The sequence below is a fragment of the Enterobacter sp. K16B genome (assembly GCF_020216105.1).
GTDB lineage: Bacteria > Pseudomonadota > Gammaproteobacteria > Enterobacterales > Enterobacteriaceae > Enterobacter > Enterobacter sichuanensis.
This window is the reverse complement of record NZ_JAIWJZ010000014.1, coordinates 41,740-61,160: the sequence shown is the minus strand read 5'-3', so window position 1 is coordinate 61,160 and position 19,421 is coordinate 41,740. Positions and strand designations below refer to the sequence as shown.

The window sequence follows — 19,421 nt, the reverse complement described above, 5'->3', positions numbered from 1 at the left end:
ATGACATCACCAATGCCTCCTGGGCAAACGTCATTATTGTTGCAGATGACACAGCGCCTCGCGCTGTCCGACGCGCATTTTCGTCGGATATGTCAGTTAATCTACCAGCGTGCGGGGATCGTGCTTGCGGATCATAAGCGAGACATGGTCTACAACCGACTGGTGCGGCGCTTGCGTACGCTGGGGCTGGATGATTTTGGTCGCTATTTGAGCATGCTTGAAGCGAACCAGAACAGCGCTGAGTGGCAGGCTTTTATTAACTCCTTAACCACTAACCTGACGGCGTTTTTCCGCGAAGCTCACCACTTCCCGGTACTGGCCGAGCACGCACGCCGTCGCACCGGGGAGTATCGCGTCTGGAGTGCGGCCGCTTCGACGGGGGAAGAGCCTTATTCGCTGGCGATCACCCTTGCCGACACGCTGGGAATGGCCCCCGGACGCTGGAAAGTCTACGCCAGCGATATCGATACCGAGGTGCTGGAGAAGGCGCGTAACGGGGTTTATCGCCAGGATGAACTGAAAACACTCTCTCCGCAGCAGCTGCAGCGGTATTTCATGCGCGGCACCGGCCCGCATGAAGGCCTGGTACGCGTACGCCAGGAGCTGGCGAACTGCGTCGAATTCGCGCCCGTTAACCTGCTGGATAAGCAGTACAACGTGCCGGGGCCGTTCGATGCCATTTTTTGCCGTAACGTCATGATCTATTTTGATAAAACGACGCAACAGGACATATTGCGTCGGTTTGTTCCGTTGCTCAAGCCTGACGGTTTACTGTTTGCCGGGCACTCGGAAAACTTCAGCAACCTCGTGCGTGAGTTTAGCCTGCGTGGGCAAACGGTATATGCGCTGAGTAAGGAAAAAGCATGAGTAAAATCAGGGTATTGTCTGTCGATGATTCGGCGCTGATGCGTCAGATCATGACTGAAATTATCAATAGCCACAGCGACATGGAGATGGTGGCTACTGCGCCTGACCCACTGGTAGCGCGGGATTTAATTAAAAAATATAACCCCGACGTGCTCACGCTGGATGTCGAGATGCCGCGCATGGATGGCATAGATTTCCTCGAAAAATTAATGCGACTGCGGCCAATGCCGGTGGTGATGGTCTCTTCCCTGACCGGGAAAGGATCGGAAATCACCCTGCGTGCGCTGGAGCTGGGGGCGGTGGATTTTGTCACCAAACCGCAGCTTGGCATTCGTGAGGGGATGCTGGCGTACAGCGAAATGATTGCGGAGAAGATCCGCACCGCGTCGCGGGCGAAGCTTGCCGCGCATAAGCCGATGGCCGCACCGGCGACCTTAAAAGCCGGTCCGTTACTCAGCTCGGAAAAATTGCTGGTTATTGGCGCGTCAACCGGAGGAACAGAGGCAATTCGTCATGTACTCCAGCCATTGCCGCTGTCGAGTCCGGGTATTCTGATCACTCAGCATATGCCGCCAGGCTTTACCCGTTCGTTCGCCGAGCGTCTCAACAAGCTGTGCCAGATCAGCGTGAAAGAGGCGGAAGACGGCGAGCGCGTGCTGCCGGGACATGCGTATATCGCCCCTGGCGACAAGCATATGGAGCTGGCGCGCAGCGGCGCTAACTATCAGATCAAAATTCATGACGGACCGCCGGTTAACCGGCACCGTCCGTCGGTGGATGTGCTGTTTCATTCGGTGGCGAAACATGCGGGGCGCAACGCCGTTGGGGTGATCCTGACGGGGATGGGCAACGATGGTGCCGCCGGAATGCTTGCAATGCACCAGGCTGGCGCCTGGACGATTGCGCAGAATGAAGCAAGTTGTGTGGTGTTCGGCATGCCGCGCGAGGCCATCAATATGGGTGGCGTGAGCGAAGTGGTCGATCTTAGCCAGGTAAGCCAGCAGATGCTGGCGAAAATCAGTGCCGGACAGGCAATACGTATTTGACTCAGGAGTATTATTTTATGGCGGATAAAGAGCTTAAGTTTTTGGTTGTGGATGACTTTTCCACCATGCGTCGCATCGTGCGCAACCTGCTGAAGGAGCTGGGCTTCAACAACGTTGAAGAAGCAGAAGACGGCGTTGACGCGCTGAACAAACTGCAGGCGGGCGGGTTTGGTTTTGTTATCTCCGACTGGAACATGCCAAACATGGACGGTCTGGAACTGCTGAAAACCATTCGTGCGGACGCGGGAATGGCCTCTATGCCGGTTCTGATGGTCACTGCAGAAGCGAAAAAAGAGAACATCATTGCCGCTGCACAGGCGGGCGCAAGCGGCTACGTGGTGAAGCCATTCACCGCGGCGACCCTGGAAGAGAAGCTCGGTAAGATCTTCGAGAAACTCGGCATGTGAGGTGTTGGTCATGATGCAACCTGCTATGAAACCCGTTGAAGAACACTCGCCGAGCGACATCATCGTACGCATCGGCAGCCTGACGCGCATGCTGCGTGACAGCCTGCGTGAGCTGGGACTGGATCAGGCAATTGCCGAAGCGGCGGAAGCGATCCCTGATGCCCGCGACCGCCTGGACTACGTCGTTCAGATGACCGCCCAGGCCGCGGAACGTGCACTGAACAGCGTTGAAGCGTCACAACCGCACCAGGATGCGATGGAAAAGGGGGCGAAAGCGCTGACCAAACGCTGGGATGAGTGGTTTGAGAATCCGATTGAGCTGGCGGATGCCCGCGAACTGGTGACCGATACCCGTCAGTTCCTGGGGGATGTGCCGGGCCACACCAGCTTCACCAACGCCCAGCTGCTCGACATCATGATGGCGCAGGATTTCCAGGACCTCACCGGTCAGGTGATCAAGCGCATGATGGATGTGATCCAGGAGATTGAGCGTCAGCTGCTGATGGTGCTGCTGGAGAACATTCCGGAACCGGCTGCCCGTCCAAAACGCGAGAACGAAAGCCTGCTTAATGGTCCACAGCTCGACGCCAGCAAGGCGGGCGTGGTGGCAAGCCAGGATCAGGTCGACGATCTGCTGGACAGCCTCGGCTTCTGATAGTTCGTTCCGCCTCAGGAGGTCACGCCGCCTGAGGCGGTTTACGCCAGAATCACCGAAAAGAGCCCGAATAAACGGGCTTTTCCCGCCATTGGATTTCCGCTGCGCTGGCATGATACCCGTGACGTAATGGGCTGAGCATGCACTGTGGCAGAAGAGAACGACGACAAAACGGAAGCCCCCACACCCCACCGACTAGAAAAGGCGCGTGAGGAAGGGCAGATCCCCCGATCCCGAGAATTAACGTCCCTGCTGATCCTTATCGTAGGGGTGTGCATCATCTGGTGGGGTGGGGAGTCGCTCGCCCGCAAGCTGGCGGGAATGCTCTCAACCGGTTTACGTTTTGACCACAGTATGGTCAACGACCCGAATCTGATCCTCAGCCAGATTATTCAGCTGATAAAAGGGGCGATGGTCGCGTTGCTGCCGCTGATTACCGGGGTCGTGCTGGTTGCGCTGGTCTCTCCGGTCATGCTTGGTGGTCTGGTCTTTAGCGCCAAATCGCTGCAACCGAAATTTTCCAAGCTAAACCCGCTGCCGGGCATTGCGAAAATGTTCTCTGCGCAAACCGGGGCTGAGCTGCTTAAAGCCATTCTCAAATCGGTACTGATGGGCAGTTCCGCGGGGTTTTACCTCTGGTACCACTGGCCGGAAATGATGCGCCTTATCAGCGAATCGCCTCTTACCGCGATGAGCAATGCGCTGAACCTGGTTGGACTCTGCGCGCTACTGGTGGTGCTCAGCATTATCCCGATGGTGGGTTTTGACGTGATTTTCCAGCTGTATAGCCACTTCAAGAAACTGCGGATGTCACGTCAGGATATTCGTGACGAATACAAGCAGATGGAAGGTGACCCGCACGTGAAAGGGCGTATTCGCCAGATGCAGCGTGCCGCCGCCCGTCGCCGGATGATGGACGACGTGCCGAAGGCCGACGTCATCGTCACCAACCCGACACACTACTCCGTTGCGCTGCGCTATGACGAAAACAAAATGAGCGCGCCGAAAGTGGTGGCGAAAGGGGCGGGGCTGATCGCGCTGCGTATCCGTGAAATTGGCACTGAACACCGTGTGCCGATCCTCGAAGCCCCACCGCTGGCGCGTGCCCTGTACCGTCATGCGGATATTGGACAACAGATCCCGGGACAACTCTACGCCGCCGTGGCGGAAGTGCTGGCCTGGGTATGGCAGTTGAAGCGCTGGCGTCTGGCCGGTGGTCAACGGCCTGTGAAACCTGAGAACCTTCCGGTGCCTGCCGCGCTGGATTTTATGAACGAGAAGGACACTGATGGCTAATCTGGTGGCAATGTTGCGCCTGCCCGGCAACCTGAAATCGACCCAATGGCAGATCCTTGCCGGGCCGATTCTGATCCTGCTAATTCTGTCGATGATGGTATTGCCGCTCCCGGCGTTCATCCTCGATCTGCTTTTCACTTTCAATATTGCGCTGTCCATTATGGTGCTGCTGGTGGCGATGTTCACCCAGCGTACCCTGGAGTTCGCCGCGTTCCCGACCATTCTGCTGTTTACCACCTTGCTCCGCCTGGCGCTGAACGTGGCGTCCACGCGTATTATCCTGATGGAAGGCCACACCGGTGCGGCAGCGGCAGGTAAAGTGGTGGAAGCGTTCGGCCACTTCCTGGTGGGCGGTAATTTCGCTATCGGGATCGTGGTGTTCGTTATCCTCGTTATCATCAACTTTATGGTTATCACCAAAGGTGCGGGGCGTATCGCGGAAGTGGGCGCGCGTTTCGTGCTGGACGGGATGCCGGGCAAGCAGATGGCGATCGACGCCGACCTGAACGCCGGGCTTATCGCCGAAGATGAAGCCAAAAAACGCCGTGCGGAAGTGACCCAGGAGGCGGACTTCTACGGCTCGATGGACGGTGCGAGTAAGTTTGTGCGCGGTGACGCCATCGCCGGCATTCTGATCATGGTGATTAACGTGGTCGGCGGCCTGCTGGTGGGGGTACTGCAGCACGGGATGGACATGGGCCACGCGGCGGAAAGCTATACGCTGCTGACCATTGGTGACGGTCTGGTCGCCCAGATCCCGGCGCTGGTGATCTCCACCGCTGCGGGTGTGATTGTCACCCGCGTGAGTACCGATCAGGACGTTGGCGAGCAGATGGTGGGCCAGCTATTCAGCAACCCGCGCGTCATGCTGCTGGCTGCGGCGGTTCTCGGGTTACTCGGTCTGGTGCCGGGGATGCCAAACCTCGTCTTCCTGCTGTTTACGGCAGCTCTGCTGGGGCTTGCCTGGTGGATGCGCGGCCGTGAAACCAAACCGTCGGCGGAACCTGTTCCGGTCAAGATGCCGGAGAACACCCAGGCCGTCGAAGCCACCTGGAACGATGTGCAGCTGGAAGATTCCCTGGGCATGGAGGTGGGGTATCGCCTGATCCCGATGGTCGATTTCCAGCAGGATGGCGAGCTGCTTGGCCGAATTCGCAGTATCCGTAAAAAATTCGCCCAGGATATGGGCTTCCTGCCGCCGGTGGTACACATCCGGGACAATATGGATCTTCCGCCTGCTCGCTACCGCATTCTGATGAAAGGTGTCGAAATTGGCAGCGGCGATGCCTATCCAGGCCGCTGGCTGGCGATTAACCCGGGCACTGCCGCAGGCACGCTGCCGGGGGAACAAACGACCGATCCGGCCTTTGGTCTGGCCGCTATCTGGATTGAAAGCGCCCTGAAAGAGCAGGCGCAGATCCAGGGGTATACGGTGGTAGAAGCCAGTACCGTGGTGGCGACCCATCTTAACCACCTGATTGGACAATTCTCGGCGGAGCTGTTTGGCCGTCAGGAAGCGCAGCAGTTGCTGGACCGCGTGACCCAGGAGATGCCGAAGCTGACCGAAGATCTGGTCCCGGGCGTGCTGACGTTAACCACGCTGCACAAGGTGCTGCAAAACCTGCTCGACGAAAAAGTACCGATCCGCGATATGCGTACCATTCTGGAAACCCTGGCCGAGCATGCGCCGTTACAAAGCGATCCGCACGAGCTGACGGCGGTGGTGCGTGTGGCGCTGGGTCGGGCGATCACCCAGCAGTGGTTCCCGGGAACCGGAGAAGTGCAGGTTATTGGCCTCGATACGCCGCTTGAGCGTCTGCTGCTGCAGGCCCTGCAGGGCGGCGGCGGGCTGGAGCCGGGTCTGGCGGATCGTCTGCTGGCGCAAACGCAGGAGGCGCTGGCGCGTCAGGAGATGCTGGGAGCGCCACCGGTGCTGCTGGTGAATCATGCGCTGCGTCCGCTGCTGTCGCGCTTCCTGCGTCGTAGCCTGAATCAGCTGGTGGTGCTGTCGAATCTGGAATTGTCGGATAACCGTCATATCCGCATGACAGCCACGATTGGAGGAAAATAATGCGTAAATGGTTATGGGTTTTGTTCTTCCCGCTGGCGGCACAGGCTGCCGGGGAAGGCACCTGGCAGGCAAGCAGCATGGGTGTGACGCTCAGCAACCGGGGCGTCGCCATGTCGTCTAACCCGCTGTCGCCGTCTGAAGCGGTTTCCGGTCTGATGGGGCTGGTGGTCTGGAACTACAGGCTGATTGGCCCCACCCCCGCCGGGCTGCAGGTGCGTCTCTGCTCTCAGACGCGCTGTACGGAAATCGATGGCGAAAGTGGTACGACCCAGGCGTTTAACGGCGTGCCGGCAATCGAACCTTTACGTTTTATCTGGGAAGTTCCGGGCGGTGGACGTTTGATCCCGGCGCTGAAAGTGCAGAGTAATTCCGTTATCGTGAACTACCGCTGACGGTCGCACCGTCAGGGCATAAAAGAAAACCCGGCGATTGCCGGGTTTCTTTTTTTACATACGCTCTACGGTTTCGATACCGAGGGTATCCAGACCCAGCTTCAGGGTCTTCGCCGTCAGCTGCGCCAGCTTCAGGCGGCTGTTACGGACCGCTTCATTTTCCGCAGACAGAATAGGGCAGTGCTCGTAGAAGCCGGAGAACAGGCCCGCCAGATCGTACAGGTAAGCACACATCACGTGCGGTGTGCCGTCACGCGCGACAACCGTCAGCGTCTCTTCGAACTGCAGCAGACGCGCCGCCAGCTGCGCTTCACGATCTTCGGTGAGGGTCACTGTCGCATTCGCCAGCACGCTTTCGTCAATATTGGCTTTACGGAATACAGACAGCACGCGGGTGTAAGCGTACTGCATGTATGGCGCGGTATTGCCTTCAAAGGCCAGCATGTTATCCCAGTCGAAGATATAGTCGGTGGTACGGTTCTTGGAAAGATCCGCGTATTTCACCGCACCGATACCCACGGCGTTGGCCAGTTTTTCCAGCTCATCGGCAGGCATATCCGGGTTCTTCTCGGCCACCAGACGGCGGGCGCGTTCCAGCGCTTCGTCCAGCAGATCGGAGAGTTTCACGGTACCGCCCGCGCGGGTTTTGAACGGCTTGCCGTCTTTACCCAGCATCATGCCGAACATGTGGTGCTCCAGCGGCACGCTATCCGGTACGTAACCGGCTTTACGCACAATCGTCCACGCCTGCATCAGGTGCTGATGCTGACGGGAGTCGATGTAGTACAGCACGCGGTCGGCGTGCAGTGTTTCGTAACGGTATTTCGCGCAGGCGATATCAGTGGTGGTGTAGAGGTAGCCGCCATCCTTTTTCTGGATGATCACGCCCATCGGTTCGCCTTCCTTATTTTTGTACTCATCAAGGAACACAACCGTTGCGCCTTCGCTCTCAACCGCCAGGTTTTTCGCTTTCAGATCAGCCACAATACCCGGCAGCATTGGGTTGTACAGGCTTTCACCCATCACGTCGTCACGGGTCAGGGTGACGTTAAGACGGTTATAGGTGAGCTGGTTCTGAGACATGGTAATGTCAACCAGCTTGCGCCACATCTCGAGGAAGTATTGATCGCCGCCCTGCAGTTTTACCACGTAGCTGCGCGCGCGTTCGGCAAAGGCTTCGTCTTCGTCGTAGTGTTTTTTGGCTTCGCGATAGAACCCTTCCAGATCCGCCAGCGCCATTTCACCCGCGTTTTCCTGCTGCTGTTTTTCCAGGTAAGCAATCAGCATGCCGAACTGCGTACCCCAGTCGCCCACGTGGTTCGCACGGATCACCTTGTGACCAAGGAATTCGAGCGTACGCACCGCGGCATCACCGATGATGGTGGAGCGCAGGTGGCCAACGTGCATCTCTTTCGCCACGTTCGGGGCAGAGTAGTCGATGACCACGGTCTGCGCCTGTGGCCGGGAAACACCCAGACGGTCAGATTTCAGTGCCGCGTCAACGTGGCTTGCCAGGAACGCAGGATCCAGGAAGATATTAATAAAGCCCGGGCCGGCAATTTCAGTTTTGCTGGCAATGCCGGAGAGATCCAGATGCGTCAGTACCTGCTCAGCGAGTTGTCGCGGCGGCATGCCCAGTTTTTTAGCCACTGCCATCACGCCATTAGCCTGATAGTCGCCAAACTGTACTTTTGCTGACTGACGAACCTGCGGTTCGCAATCCGCAGGCGCGCCTGCGGCAATCAGTGCCTGACTGACTTTTTCGGAGAGAAGAGCCTGAATATTCACCTGGATACCTTACGTTTTTGATGCGGGCCTACAACCGCCCGCGCCAGTTAAAGAATTTAGGGCGGGAGTATACTGCAAATGCCTTCTGGCGTCAGCATCGCGGGGGCCGAAGATTGCTCAGAATCCAGGCTAAGAAGGTGTGCATAATCATGCAGTCATAAAAAGCCGTATTCAGCGGTTGGTCAAAACAGGGCAACAGAGTAAATTAGCGGCTTTGCGACACGATAAGAGACTGACTTATGGCGAACTGGCAATCCATTGACGAACTGCATGATATTTCCGCAGATTTACCGCGCTTCACCCAGGCGTTCACAGAACTTGCCACCCGTCTTGGACTGGATATCGCGCCGCTTGAGGCCGATCACATCTCTTTGCGCTGCCATCAGAATGCGACCGCCGAGCGCTGGCGTCGCGGGTTCGAACAGTGTGGTGAGTTACTCTCTGAGAACATCATCAATGGCCGTCCGATTTGCCTGTTCAAACTGCACCAGCCGGTCTGCGTGGCGCACTGGCAATTTACCGTGGTTGAACTGCCGTGGCCGGGCGAGAAACGCTATCCGCACGAAGGCTGGGAACACATCGAAATTGTCCTGCCGGGTGAGTCTGAAACACTGAACGCGCGTGCGCTGGCGCTGTTATCTGACGAAGGCTTAAGCCAGCCGGGGATTTATGTGAAAACGAGCTCACCCAAAGGCGAACGCGAGCGGTTACCTAACTCGACGCTTGCCGTCACTGACGGACAGGTCACGGTGAAGTTTCATCCGTGGACCATTGAGCAGATTGTTGCCAGTGAAGCGTAAGAGATGTGAGTTCACGCCGGGACTGAAAACGGCCGGCGTGTCATGATGATTCGTTAAGTGGGATTTCAGGAGGATTAAATGGCGCTGCTGGAGATTTGTTGTTACAGCGTGGAGTGTGCTGTGACCGCGCAAAAACACGGAGCTGACCGCATCGAACTGTGTGCGGCACCCAAAGAGGGCGGGCTGACGCCCTCGTACGGCGTGTTGACGTCTGCCCGTGAGGCCATCACCGTTCCCGTTCACCCGATTATTCGTCCTCGCGGCGGCGATTTTTGTTACACGCCGGGTGAGTTCGGCGCCATGCTTGACGATATCGCCCTCGTGCGCGATCTGGGGTTCCCCGGTCTGGTCATTGGTCTGCTTAATGAAGACGGTGAAATCGATCTGCCGCGTATGCGTCAGGTCATGGACGCCGCGAAAGGAATGGCCGTCACGTTTCATCGTGCGTTTGATATGTGTAAAAACCCCCTGCAAGCCTTTGATACGCTGGGCGAACTGGGCGTGGCGCGCATTCTGACATCCGGGCAGCAGGCGTCTGCTGAAAAAGGACTGCAATTAATTACGGAACTAAAAGCCCATTCCGGTGTTCCAATAATAATGGCGGGTGCGGGTGTCCGTGCCAGCAATCTGGAACGGTTTTTAAACGCCGGGGTTGAAGAGCTGCACAGCTCGGCAGGCAAATGGATGCCGTCGCCCATGCGTTATCGCAATACAGGATTGTCAATGTCGACGGATGCTGAAGCGGATGAGTACTCACGCTACGGTGTAGAGGGAGAGTCGGTTGCGGAAATGAAGTCGCTGATTGAGCGCCATCACGTGTAGCAACGTACCGATTTTTACCGCGCATCATGTCGCCCAATATGATGCTTGCTTGTACCAGGCCCCTGCAATTTCAACAGGGGCCTTTTTTTATTCGCCATTCGCCCCTCTCCCCTGTGGGGAGAGGGTTAGGGTGAGGGGATAAATACTACGGCTTAGTGGCAATCAGCACCGCACGCATCGGGGCCGGATAGCCTTCAATGGTTTTGCTGCGATCGGCCGGGTCGAGGAACTGCTCCAGCGATTCGGTGACCATCCAGTCGGTGCGGCGCTGTTCCTCGATGGAGGTCACGCTGACGTCGGCAATCCGTACATCCACAAACCCGCACTTCTCCAGCCAGTTCTTCAGCGCCAGCGCGGAAGGGATGAAGTAGACGTTGCGCATCTGCGCGTAGCGGTCACCCGGTACCAGAACGGTATTTTCGTCACCTTCCACCACCAGCGTTTCCAGCACGAGTTCACCGCCGCTGACCAGCTGATCCTTAAGCTGCCATAAATGCTCCAGCGGAGAGCGGCGATGGTAAAGCACGCCCATGGAGAACACGGTATCAAAGGCTTTCAGAGCCGGGAGCTGCTCAATGCCCAGCGGCAGCAGGTGCGCGCGCTGGTCGTTACCCAGCAGTTTACGCACCGCTTCAAACTGGCACAGGAAGAGCTGCATCGGGTCAATACCCACTGCCAGATGCGCCCCTGCGCCAATCATGCGCCACATGTGGTAACCGCTGCCGCAGCCGACGTCCAGAATGGTGCGCCCGGTCAGGTCGGAAAGATGCGGCAGAACGCGATCCCATTTCCAGTCAGAGCGCCATTCGGTATTGATGTTCACGCCGTAAAGGGAAAATGGCCCTTTACGCCACGGCATCAGGTTACGCATCAGCGTTTCGATGCGGTTGACCTGACCTGCCGGAAGCGGCTCTGCGCTCTCGGCAGTCACACTGTGCAGGAGATCCAGACGATGCGGGGTCAGCTCGGGCAGGTATTCCACCGCATTCGACCACTGTTTTAACAGGCCGTGCTGCTGGTCCCGCTGCCAGGCGGCAATTTGCGCAGGCAGCGTCTCCAGCCAGTGGGAGAGCGGGCTTTTGGCAATCAGCTGATAAAAGTTGCTGAACTCAATCATGCCGCATTCCCCGCTTTCAGCGCCACCAGAGAGCCAAAGTTAAAGCACTGGAACCACAGTTCACTGTGCTCAAAACCGGCCTGACGCAGGCGCGCTTTGTGGGTTTCCACGGAGTCCGTCAGCATTACGTTTTCGAGCATGCTGCGTTTCTGGCTAATCTCCAGCTCGCTGTAGCCGTTCGCACGCTTGAAATCGTGGTGCATATTGAACAACAGCTCGCCAACCTCGGCATCTTCAAAGCTGAATTTCTCTGAGAGCACCAGCGCGCCGCCAGGATTCAGCCCCTGATAAATTTTGTCCAGCAGACGCTGGCGGTCTTCAGGCACCAGGAACTGCAGGGTGAAATTCAGCACCACCATCGACGCGTTATTGATCTCGATATCACGGATATCGCCTTCCACCACGTCCACCGGAACAGGGGCTTTGTACGCGTCAATATGGCGACGGCAGCGTTCCACCATGGCCGGGGAATTATCGACGGCGATGATCCGACAGCCTTCGTGGTGAACATTACGACGAACCGACAGCGTTGCCGCGCCGAGCGAGCAGCCCAGGTCATAGACCTGCGTGCCGGGTTGAACGAAGCGCTCAGCCAGCATGCCGATCATAGAGATAATATTGGAATAACCGGGAACAGAGCGCTGGATCATATCCGGGAAGACTTCAGCTACCCGTTCATCGAAGGTCCAGTCGCCCAGGCTGGCGATAGGCGCGGAAAAAAGCGTGTCGCGATCTGACATAACGTAAAAATCCGGGAAAAATAAAGTGGCGTATTGTGCGCTAATGGAGGGAGAAAACCAACTCCCACGGCATATACCACAGGTTAGCCAGCACCATCAGCAAAAGTGAACACCAGGTCGCACTCATGCCGGAACGACGCCAGCGGAACAGGCGATGGTGAAAGCCATAATAATGCATTAGCCGGCCAGCAATCAGCAGCAGGCCACAGATGTGTACCATCCACGTTTCTGCGCCATTCATCTCCATAAAAAGCAACAGAATTAATCCCGCGGGGATATATTCAACCGCATTGCCGTGAATGCGGATAGCGCTTTGTAGCTCGGAAAATCCGCCGTCGCCGTAAGAGACGCGGTACTGCGTTCTGAGGCGCACAACATCAAATGAAAACTTAATCAGCAGTAATGCACCTAACACCGCATACAGCGCGCTGACCATACAAACTCCCTGTTTTTGGCAGATGGCACCTCCCTATGATAGGGGGTGATATCAGAAAAGAGAAGATTGTTGTGGAATGGAAGGGGCGCTTCCTACGGACGGGACCGCAGCCTGCAAGGCCTGCCACAGAGCATCGACCAGTTCCGGTGCCTGGGCGATATCCGGCGTGTGCAAAAAGAGATACGGTGTGGTGGTCTGTTCCCACTTCGCTAATGTCTGCAGCCAGACGGCGAACATCGCCTGGTTTTGCTGCATATTATCGCTGCCGATAAACCTGACCATCGGGTTCTGCGCGGTCACAATGGCGTGAACCGGCACTTTCGGTTTTTTGCGCTGGGCATCCACAATCGCTTCACTGTGCGGGATAGCGCTGTGGACGGGGCGGCTGTCGAGGATCACCCGGTTAACGGAACGCTCAAGCAGGCCGCGATTGAGGGCTTTTTCCGCTTCGCCCTTCGCAAAGAATTGCGGGTGTCGGACTTCAACGCCGTAGGTGAAGTCACGGGGCAGGGCATCCAGGAACTGCCAGAGCGCAGGCAGATCGCGCGGGGCAAACGTGGCGGGAAGCTGGAGCCAGTACTGACCAATGCGGTTCGCCAGCGGCGACATGCGCGTAAAAAATTCTTCGGTCAACTCTCCGCAGTTGCGCAGCGCGGCCTGGTGGGAAATGGTGGCCGGAAACTTGAAGCAAAAGCGGAAGTCATCCGTCGTTTGTTCCCGCCAGCGCGCAACAACCTCTGCTTTGGGGAGCGCATACAGGGTGGTGTTACCCTCGACACAGTTGAAGTGTCGGGCATACTCCTCAAGGCTGGTGATGCCAAGGCGCACCCATTTCGGGTGCGACCACTGGGGCAAACCGACATACATCATAGCGCGCGTAAAATCTCATCCGTGCTGCGCACGCGGCCAATGCGCGGGAAGATATGGGTCATGCTGCCCTGGTGCTGTTCCGCGGTGGCTGCGCTGCAGGCATCTTCGGCAATCACCAGATTAAAGCCCAGCTCCCATGCGTTACGGGCGGTAGATTCCACGCCGATGTTGGTGGAAATGCCGCACAGGATAATGGTGTCGATGCCGCGACGGCGCAGCTGTAGCTCGAGATCGGTGCCGTAAAATGCGCCCCACTGACGTTTAGTCACTTCAATGTCGCTGTCGCGTTTGCCGAGTGAGACCGGGTACGTCCACCAGTTTTCCGGCAGGGCACGCGCAGGAGCCTGTGCGTCAACGGGCTGTTTTAACGCTTCGGCGTAATCGGCTGACCAGCCGACACGGACCAGAACCACCGGGGCACCGCTGGCGCGACATTTTTCCGCCAGGCGAGCGGCGCGGCTTACCACGTCGTCCGCGCTGTGCGGGCCACCGGCAAAGGGCAGTATGCCTTCCTGTAAATCAATCACCACAAGCGCGGTTTTGCTGGCATCAAATGTTAACATCGTTACTCCCGTTAAATTAACCACTTCCAGACACCATACGACGTGATGGCCTGTTATCGGTCGGATAATTTTGTTAATTTTTGTGAGAATAGACAATAAGCGTGCAGCAAACGACCGTCTGGCCGTGGTTCGCTCTTATCGTCCGGCGGAATTTCCAGTATAATAGCCGCCTTTTTTCATCCAGTTGTGACATACAGAAAGCTGCGACATAGTAGCCTGCACACCAGGCGACATTTAGCCTGCGGCTAATTAAGGGATATCTCATGCGTACAGAATATTGCGGGCAGCTGCGTCAGTCCCACGTCGGACAGCAGGTAACCCTGTGTGGTTGGGTCAACCGTCGTCGTGATCTTGGTAGCCTTATCTTCATCGATATGCGCGACCGCGAAGGTATCGTTCAGGTGTTCTTCGATCCGGATCGTGCGGACGCGTTGAAGCTGGCTTCTGAGCTGCGTAATGAGTTCTGCATTCAGGTCACCGGCACCGTACGTGCGCGTGACGAGAAAAACGTCAACGCGGACATGGCGACCGGTGCCATTGAAGTGCTGGCGTCCGATCTGACGATCATCAACCGTGCTGAAGCGCTGCCGCTGGACTCCAACCACGTCAACACTGAAGAAGCTCGTCTGAAATACCGCTACCTGGATCTGCGTCGCCCGGAAATGGCTCAGCGCCTGAAAACGCGTGCGAAAATCACCAGCCTGGTGCGCCGTTTTATGGATGACCACGGTTTCCTCGACATCGAAACCCCGATGCTGACCAAAGCCACGCCGGAAGGCGCGCGCGATTACCTGGTGCCATCCCGCGTTCACAAAGGCAAATTCTACGCGCTGCCACAGTCTCCACAGCTGTTCAAACAGCTGCTGATGATGTCAGGCTTCGATCGCTATTATCAGATCGTGAAATGCTTCCGTGACGAAGACCTGCGTGCTGACCGCCAGCCAGAATTTACCCAGATCGATGTGGAAACCTCCTTCATGACCGCCGAACAGGTGCGTGAAGTGATGGAAGCCCTGGTGCGTAGCCTGTGGAACGACGTGAAAGGCGTTGAGCTGGGCGACTTCCCGATCATGACTTTCGCCGAAGCCGAGCGTCGCTACGGCTCTGATAAACCGGACCTGCGTAACCCGATGGAGCTGGTGGACGTGGCGGACCTGGTGAAATCCGTGGAGTTTGCGGTCTTTGCCGGCCCGGCTAACGACGCCAAAGGTCGTGTCGCTGCGCTGCGCGTACCGGGCGGTGCGGCGCTGAGCCGTAAGCAGATTGACGACTACGGCAACTTCATCAAGATCTACGGCGCGAAAGGTCTGGCTTATATTAAAGTCACCGAGCGCGCGAAAGGCCTGGAAGGGATCACCAGCCCGGTCGCGAAATTCCTGAACGCGGAGATCGTGGAAGCGATCCTTGAGCGCACCGGCGCGCAGGACGGCGATATGATCTTCTTCGGCGCAGATAACAAGAAAATCGTTGCGGATGCGATGGGCGCGCTGCGTCTGAAGCTGGGTAAAGATCTGAACCTGACCGACGAGTCCAAATGGGCGCCGCTGTGGGTGATTGACTTCCCGATGTTCGAAGATGACGGTGAAGGCGGTCTGACCGCGATGCACCACCCGTTCACCTCGCCGAAAGACATGACGGCTGCAGAGCTGAAAGCGGCACCGGAAGATGCGGTCGCCAACGCCTACGATATGGTCATCAACGGCTACGAAGTGGGCGGCGGTTCCGTGCGTATTCACAGCGGTGAAATGCAGCAGACCGTGTTCGGTATCCTGGGCATCAACGAGCAGGAGCAGCGCGAGAAATTCGGCTTCCTGCTGGACGCGCTGAAATACGGTACGCCTCCGCATGCGGGTCTGGCTTTCGGTCTTGACCGTCTGACCATGCTGCTGACCGGCACCGATAACATCCGTGATGTTATTGCCTTCCCGAAAACCACCGCAGCAGCGTGTCTGATGACCGAAGCGCCAAGCTTTGCCAACCCGGCCGCGCTGGCTGAGCTGGGCATTGACGTGGTGAAGAAGGAAGAGAAAAACTGATATGACATATAAGCTTCCCGTTTCGGTCCTGGTGGTCATCTATGCAGAAGACACGAAGCGGGTGCTGATGTTGCAGCGGCGCGATGACCCTGATTTCTGGCAGTCGGTTACCGGCAGTCTGGAAGAGGGGGAAACCGCGTTGCAGGCCGCCGCGCGCGAAGTAAAGGAAGAGGTCGCCATTGATGTTGCCCGCGAGCAACTGACCCTGAAGGACTGTCAGCGTACGGTGGAGTTTGAAATTTTTAGCCATTTACGTCATCGCTACGCGCCGGGTACCGAGCGCAATACGGAGTCGTGGTTCTGTCTCGCGCTTCCCCATGAGCGGGAGATCGTGTTTACCGAACACCTGACCTACCGCTGGGTGAATGCGGCGGATGCCGCCGCACTGACCAAGTCGTGGAGCAACCGGCAGGCGATTGAAGAATTTGTAATTAACGCAGCCTGAGAAGGCGCGATTTTTGGAGAACTTTTTATGGCAGGTCATAGTAAGTGGGCCAACACCAAACACCGCAAAGCGGCACAGGATGCCAAGCGCGGTAAGATCTTTACTAAAATTATTCGCGAGCTGGTGACTGCAGCGCGTCTGGGCGGCGGCGATCCGGCTTCTAACCCGCGTCTGCGCGCGGCGGTGGATAAGGCGCTGTCTAACAACATGACGCGTGACACCCTGAACCGTGCTATCGCACGTGGCGTGGGCGGTGATGAAGACGCGAACATGGAAACCATCATTTATGAAGGTTACGGCCCTGGCGGTACCGCGGTGATGGTTGAATGTCTGTCTGACAACCGTAACCGTACCGTTGCAGAAGTGCGTCATGCCTTCAGCAAATGCGGTGGTAACCTGGGGACTGACGGTTCCGTGGCCTACCTGTTCAGCAAAAAAGGCGTCATCTCCTTCGAGAAAGGCGACGAAGATGTGATCATGGAAGCGGCGCTGGAAGCCGGTGCGGAAGACGTCGTGACCTACGATGATGGCGCAATCGATGTTTACACCGCGTGGGAAGAGATGGGTGCCGTGCGTGATGCGCTGGAAGCGGCGGGGCTGAAAGCGGACAACGCGGAAGTCTCCATGATCCCTTCCACCAAAGCAGACATGGATGCGGAAACCGCGCCGAAACTGCTGCGTCTGATCGACATGCTGGAAGACTGTGACGACGTGCAGGAAGTGTATCACAACGGTGAAATCTCTGATGAGGTTGCAGCGACTCTCTGATGAGAGCGTGTAAATCCGTTACAGGAGACGCGTGATGTCGATTATCCTCGGGATTGACCCTGGCTCACGCGTCACCGGTTATGGCGTCATCCGTCAGGTAGGACGCCAGCTAACCTACCTTGGCAGCGGGTGTATTCGCACCAAAGTGGACGATCTGCCGTCACGCCTGAAGCTTATCTATGCAGGCGTAACGGAGATCATCACCCAGTTTCAGCCAGATTATTTCGCCATCGAGCAGGTCTTTATGGCGAAAAACGCCGATTCGGCGTTAAAGCTCGGTCAGGCGCGGGGGGTGGCCATTGTGGCGGCGGTGAACCAGGATTTGCCGGTATTCGAATACGCGGCAAGACAGGTCAAGCAGACGGTGGTGGGGATTGGTAGCGCGGAGAAAAGCCAGGTGCAGCACATGGTGCGGACCTTGCTGAAGCTTCCCGCGAACCCGCAGGCCGACGCCGCGGATGCGCTGGCTATCGCGATTACCCACTGCCACGTCAGCCAGAACGCGATGCAAATGAGCGAGTCGCGGCTCAATCTGGCGCGAGGCAGGTTACGATAATGACAAATCAGGCTGGATGTTTATCCAGCCTTTTTTTATTATGTCGGCAGTTAATTTCTTCCAGAACGCAGGAGCGTCACGTGATAGGCAGACTCAGAGGCATCATCATTGAAAAACAACCCCCGTTAGTGCTGCTGGAAGTGGGTGGCGTGGGCTATGAAGTCCATATGCCGATGACCTGTTTCTACGAGCTGCCGGACGCGGGCAAAGAGGCGATTGTCTTTACCCAGTTTGTGGTGCGTGAAGATGCGCAACTGCTGTACGGTTTCAATAACAAACAGGAACGCACCCTGTTCCGCGAGTTGATTAAAACTAATGGGGTGGGGCCGAAACTGGCGCTGGCAATTCTATCCGGCATGTCAGCCCAGCAGTTTGTGAATGCCGTTGAGCGTGAAGATCCTGCGGCGCTGATTAAACTTCCTGGCATCGGCAAAAAAACCGCCGAGCGCCTGATTGTCGAGATGAAAGACCGCTTTAAAGGACTGCATGGCGATCTCTTCACCCCGGCTGCCGATCTGGTACTGACGTCTCCTGGCGCGCCTGCGACGGATGATGACGCCGAGCAAGAAGCGGTTGCTGCGCTGGTGGCGCTGGGCTATAAACCTCAGGAGGCCAGCCGTATGGTGAGCAAAATTGCCAAACCGGATGCCAGCAGTGAAACCCTGATTCGTGAAGCGCTGCGCGCTGCATTGTGAGGTAAAGGATGATTGAAGCAGATCGCCTGGTATCGGCAGGCACCCTTCAGGCAGAAGATGTGGTGGATCGCGCGATCCGCCCGAAACTGCTTGATGAGTATATCGGCCAGCCGCAGGTCCGTTCCCAGATGGAAATTTTCATCCAGGCGGCAAAACTGCGCGGCGATGCGCTCGATCACCTGCTGATCTTTGGTCCTCCGGGGTTGGGGAAAACCACGCTGGCGAATATCGTCGCCAATGAGATGGGCGTCAACCTGCGTACCACCTCCGGCCCGGTGCTGGAGAAGGCGGGCGATCTGGCGGCGATGCTGACCAACCTCGAACCGCATGACGTGCTGTTTATTGATGAGATCCACCGCCTGTCACCGGTGGTGGAAGAGGTGCTCTATCCGGCGATGGAAGATTACCAGCTGGATATCATGATCGGTGAAGGGCCGGCTGCGCGCTCCATCAAAATCGACCTCCCGCCGTTTACCCTGATTGGTGCCACCACCCGTGCCGGGTCGTTAACCTCTCCATTGCGTGACCGCTTTGGGATCGTGCAGCGCCTGGAGTTTTATCAGGTGCCGGACCTGCAACATATTGTGGGACGCAGCGCGCGCTACATGGGGCTGGATATGAGCGAAGAAGGGGCGTTTGAAGTGGCGAAGCGCTCCCGCGGCACGCCGCGTATCGCTAATCGTCTGTTGCGCCGCGTGCGCGACTTTGCTGAAGTAAAGCATGATGGCACGATTTCAGCCGAGATTGCCGCGCAGGCGCTGGATATGCTGAACGTTGATGCTGAAGGTTTTGACTATATGGACCGCAAGCTGCTGCTGGCGGTGTTGGACAAGTTCTTTGGCGGTCCGGTCGGGCTGGATAACCTGGCGGCGGCGATCGGTGAAGAGCGCGAAACGATCGAAGATGTGCTTGAGCCGTATCTCATCCAGCAGGGGTTCCTGCAGCGCACCCCGCGTGGACGCATGGCAACGGTGCGGGCGTGGAATCATTTCGGCATTACGCCGCCGGCAATGCCCTGAGCGAGGAGGGGTTTTGTCGCCCCGGTAAGCGA

The 19,421-nt window shown here is 57.3% G+C and carries 21 protein-coding genes; 15 read left to right on the top strand and 6 right to left on the bottom strand.

Annotation, left to right across the window (positions count from 1 at the left end; all coding sequences use genetic code 11):
* From cheR to flhE, 7 genes are all read left to right on the top strand, one after another.
* Positions 1–867, top strand: a complete 867-nt coding sequence (gene cheR / locus LDK53_RS04090) for a protein-glutamate O-methyltransferase CheR (protein WP_008500429.1) — start codon at positions 1–3, stop codon at positions 865–867.
* The gene (locus LDK53_RS04085) at positions 864–1,913 is read left to right on the top strand and encodes a protein-glutamate methylesterase/protein-glutamine glutaminase (RefSeq protein ID WP_014884341.1); all 1,050 of its coding nucleotides are present in this window, start codon (positions 864–866) and stop codon (positions 1,911–1,913) included. Before cheR ends, LDK53_RS04085 begins: the two co-directional genes overlap by 4 nt.
* Positions 1,914–1,930: 17 nt before the next feature.
* Complete coding sequence (gene cheY, locus LDK53_RS04080; RefSeq protein WP_008500431.1) at positions 1,931–2,320, top strand: chemotaxis response regulator CheY; 390 nt, start codon at positions 1,931–1,933, stop codon at positions 2,318–2,320.
* 10 nt (positions 2,321–2,330) lie between these two features.
* Positions 2,331–2,975 (top strand): protein phosphatase CheZ, encoded by a 645-nt coding sequence (gene cheZ / locus LDK53_RS04075; protein WP_008500432.1) that lies wholly within the window; start codon positions 2,331–2,333, stop codon positions 2,973–2,975.
* A 147-nt stretch (positions 2,976–3,122) separates the two neighbouring features.
* Complete coding sequence (gene flhB / locus LDK53_RS04070; protein WP_025756937.1) at positions 3,123–4,271, top strand: flagellar biosynthesis protein FlhB; 1,149 nt, start codon at positions 3,123–3,125, stop codon at positions 4,269–4,271.
* Positions 4,264–6,342: a flagellar biosynthesis protein FlhA gene (flhA, locus tag LDK53_RS04065; RefSeq protein WP_045285655.1), complete on the top strand. Its 2,079-nt coding sequence runs from the start codon at positions 4,264–4,266 to the stop codon at positions 6,340–6,342. The genes flhB and flhA overlap by 8 nt, the downstream gene beginning before the upstream one ends.
* Positions 6,342–6,734, top strand: coding sequence for a flagellar protein FlhE (gene flhE, locus LDK53_RS04060; protein ID WP_059386782.1), 393 nt, complete (start codon positions 6,342–6,344; stop codon positions 6,732–6,734). The genes flhA and flhE overlap by 1 nt, the downstream gene beginning before the upstream one ends.
* 54 nt (positions 6,735–6,788) lie before the next feature.
* Here the strand turns inward: flhE and argS are convergent, their stop codons facing one another.
* Entirely contained in the window at positions 6,789–8,522 is a 1,734-nt protein-coding gene (gene argS, locus LDK53_RS04055) for an arginine--tRNA ligase (RefSeq protein ID WP_095441567.1), read from the bottom strand.
* Between the two features lie 239 nt (positions 8,523–8,761).
* Between argS and LDK53_RS04050 the strand changes: the two genes are divergently transcribed.
* Both LDK53_RS04050 and cutC read left to right on the top strand, forming a co-directional pair.
* Positions 8,762–9,322 (top strand): VOC family protein, encoded by a 561-nt coding sequence (locus tag LDK53_RS04050; protein WP_225284637.1) that lies wholly within the window; start codon positions 8,762–8,764, stop codon positions 9,320–9,322.
* Between the two features lie 78 nt (positions 9,323–9,400).
* Positions 9,401–10,144: a copper homeostasis protein CutC gene (gene cutC / locus LDK53_RS04045; RefSeq protein ID WP_128339122.1), complete on the top strand. Its 744-nt coding sequence runs from the start codon at positions 9,401–9,403 to the stop codon at positions 10,142–10,144.
* A gap of 145 nt (positions 10,145–10,289) precedes the next feature.
* Here the strand turns inward: cutC and cmoB are convergent, their stop codons facing one another.
* From cmoB to LDK53_RS04020, 5 genes are read right to left on the bottom strand one after another with little or no spacing between them, the layout of a single operon-like run.
* Positions 10,290–11,261 (bottom strand): tRNA 5-methoxyuridine(34)/uridine 5-oxyacetic acid(34) synthase CmoB, encoded by a 972-nt coding sequence (cmoB, locus tag LDK53_RS04040; RefSeq protein WP_025756932.1) that lies wholly within the window; start codon positions 11,259–11,261, stop codon positions 10,290–10,292.
* A complete protein-coding gene (cmoA, locus tag LDK53_RS04035; protein WP_025756931.1) occupies positions 11,258–12,001 on the bottom strand; it encodes a carboxy-S-adenosyl-L-methionine synthase CmoA in 744 nt (247 codons plus the stop codon). The genes cmoB and cmoA overlap by 4 nt, the downstream gene beginning before the upstream one ends.
* Before the next feature lie 40 nt (positions 12,002–12,041).
* Entirely contained in the window at positions 12,042–12,437 is a 396-nt protein-coding gene (locus tag LDK53_RS04030) for an MAPEG family protein (RefSeq protein ID WP_025756930.1), read from the bottom strand.
* A 51-nt stretch (positions 12,438–12,488) separates the two neighbouring features.
* Positions 12,489–13,307, bottom strand: a complete 819-nt coding sequence (locus LDK53_RS04025) for a DUF72 domain-containing protein (protein ID WP_225284634.1) — start codon at positions 13,305–13,307, stop codon at positions 12,489–12,491.
* On the bottom strand, positions 13,304–13,870 hold the full coding sequence (locus tag LDK53_RS04020; RefSeq protein ID WP_025756928.1) for a hydrolase: 567 nt from the start codon (positions 13,868–13,870) through the stop codon (positions 13,304–13,306). Before LDK53_RS04020 ends, LDK53_RS04025 begins: the two co-directional genes overlap by 4 nt.
* A gap of 263 nt (positions 13,871–14,133) precedes the next feature.
* Here LDK53_RS04020 and aspS point away from each other — a divergent pair, with 263 nt between their 5' ends.
* The 6 genes from aspS to ruvB all read left to right on the top strand — a co-directional run bounded on the left by aspS (position 14,134) and on the right by ruvB (position 19,389).
* Positions 14,134–15,906 (top strand): aspartate--tRNA ligase, encoded by a 1,773-nt coding sequence (aspS, locus tag LDK53_RS04015; protein WP_045286368.1) that lies wholly within the window; start codon positions 14,134–14,136, stop codon positions 15,904–15,906.
* A 1-nt stretch (position 15,907) separates the two neighbouring features.
* Positions 15,908–16,351, top strand: coding sequence for a dihydroneopterin triphosphate diphosphatase (gene nudB / locus LDK53_RS04010; RefSeq protein WP_025756926.1), 444 nt, complete (start codon positions 15,908–15,910; stop codon positions 16,349–16,351).
* Between the two features lie 27 nt (positions 16,352–16,378).
* A complete protein-coding gene (locus LDK53_RS04005; RefSeq protein ID WP_045286369.1) occupies positions 16,379–17,119 on the top strand; it encodes a YebC/PmpR family DNA-binding transcriptional regulator in 741 nt (246 codons plus the stop codon).
* Between the two features lie 34 nt (positions 17,120–17,153).
* On the top strand, positions 17,154–17,675 hold the full coding sequence (gene ruvC / locus LDK53_RS04000; RefSeq protein ID WP_014832404.1) for a crossover junction endodeoxyribonuclease RuvC: 522 nt from the start codon (positions 17,154–17,156) through the stop codon (positions 17,673–17,675).
* A gap of 80 nt (positions 17,676–17,755) precedes the next feature.
* Positions 17,756–18,370, top strand: a complete 615-nt coding sequence (ruvA, locus tag LDK53_RS03995; RefSeq protein ID WP_025756925.1) for a Holliday junction branch migration protein RuvA — start codon at positions 17,756–17,758, stop codon at positions 18,368–18,370.
* 8 nt (positions 18,371–18,378) lie between these two features.
* Positions 18,379–19,389, top strand: a complete 1,011-nt coding sequence (gene ruvB / locus LDK53_RS03990; protein WP_025756924.1) for a Holliday junction branch migration DNA helicase RuvB — start codon at positions 18,379–18,381, stop codon at positions 19,387–19,389.
* Positions 19,390–19,421: the final 32 nt, after the last annotated feature.

Bases quoted from the DNA above. Each gene is read 5' to 3' on its own strand.
- LDK53_RS04020 (WP_025756928.1), bottom strand. From the start codon at position 13,870: ATGTTAACATTTGATGCCAGCAAAACCGCGCTTGTGGTGATTGATTTA.
- LDK53_RS04005 (WP_045286369.1), top strand. From the start codon at position 16,379: ATGGCAGGTCATAGTAAGTGGGCCAACACCAAACACCGCAAAGCGGCA.
- ruvB (WP_025756924.1), top strand. From the start codon at position 18,379: ATGATTGAAGCAGATCGCCTGGTATCGGCAGGCACCCTTCAGGCAGAA.
- cheY (WP_008500431.1), top strand. From the start codon at position 1,931: ATGGCGGATAAAGAGCTTAAGTTTTTGGTTGTGGATGACTTTTCCACC.
- LDK53_RS04050 (WP_225284637.1), top strand. From the start codon at position 8,762: ATGGCGAACTGGCAATCCATTGACGAACTGCATGATATTTCCGCAGAT.
- cheR (WP_008500429.1), top strand. From the start codon at position 1: ATGACATCACCAATGCCTCCTGGGCAAACGTCATTATTGTTGCAGATG.
- flhE (WP_059386782.1), top strand. From the start codon at position 6,342: ATGCGTAAATGGTTATGGGTTTTGTTCTTCCCGCTGGCGGCACAGGCT.
- LDK53_RS04085 (WP_014884341.1), top strand. From the start codon at position 864: ATGAGTAAAATCAGGGTATTGTCTGTCGATGATTCGGCGCTGATGCGT.
- cmoA (WP_025756931.1), bottom strand. From the start codon at position 12,001: ATGTCAGATCGCGACACGCTTTTTTCCGCGCCTATCGCCAGCCTGGGC.
- aspS (WP_045286368.1), top strand. From the start codon at position 14,134: ATGCGTACAGAATATTGCGGGCAGCTGCGTCAGTCCCACGTCGGACAG.
- ruvC (WP_014832404.1), top strand. From the start codon at position 17,154: ATGTCGATTATCCTCGGGATTGACCCTGGCTCACGCGTCACCGGTTAT.
- cutC (WP_128339122.1), top strand. From the start codon at position 9,401: ATGGCGCTGCTGGAGATTTGTTGTTACAGCGTGGAGTGTGCTGTGACC.
- cmoB (WP_025756932.1), bottom strand. From the start codon at position 11,261: ATGATTGAGTTCAGCAACTTTTATCAGCTGATTGCCAAAAGCCCGCTC.
- LDK53_RS04030 (WP_025756930.1), bottom strand. From the start codon at position 12,437: ATGGTCAGCGCGCTGTATGCGGTGTTAGGTGCATTACTGCTGATTAAG.
- LDK53_RS04025 (WP_225284634.1), bottom strand. From the start codon at position 13,307: ATGATGTATGTCGGTTTGCCCCAGTGGTCGCACCCGAAATGGGTGCGC.
- flhA (WP_045285655.1), top strand. From the start codon at position 4,264: ATGGCTAATCTGGTGGCAATGTTGCGCCTGCCCGGCAACCTGAAATCG.
- cheZ (WP_008500432.1), top strand. From the start codon at position 2,331: ATGATGCAACCTGCTATGAAACCCGTTGAAGAACACTCGCCGAGCGAC.
- nudB (WP_025756926.1), top strand. From the start codon at position 15,908: ATGACATATAAGCTTCCCGTTTCGGTCCTGGTGGTCATCTATGCAGAA.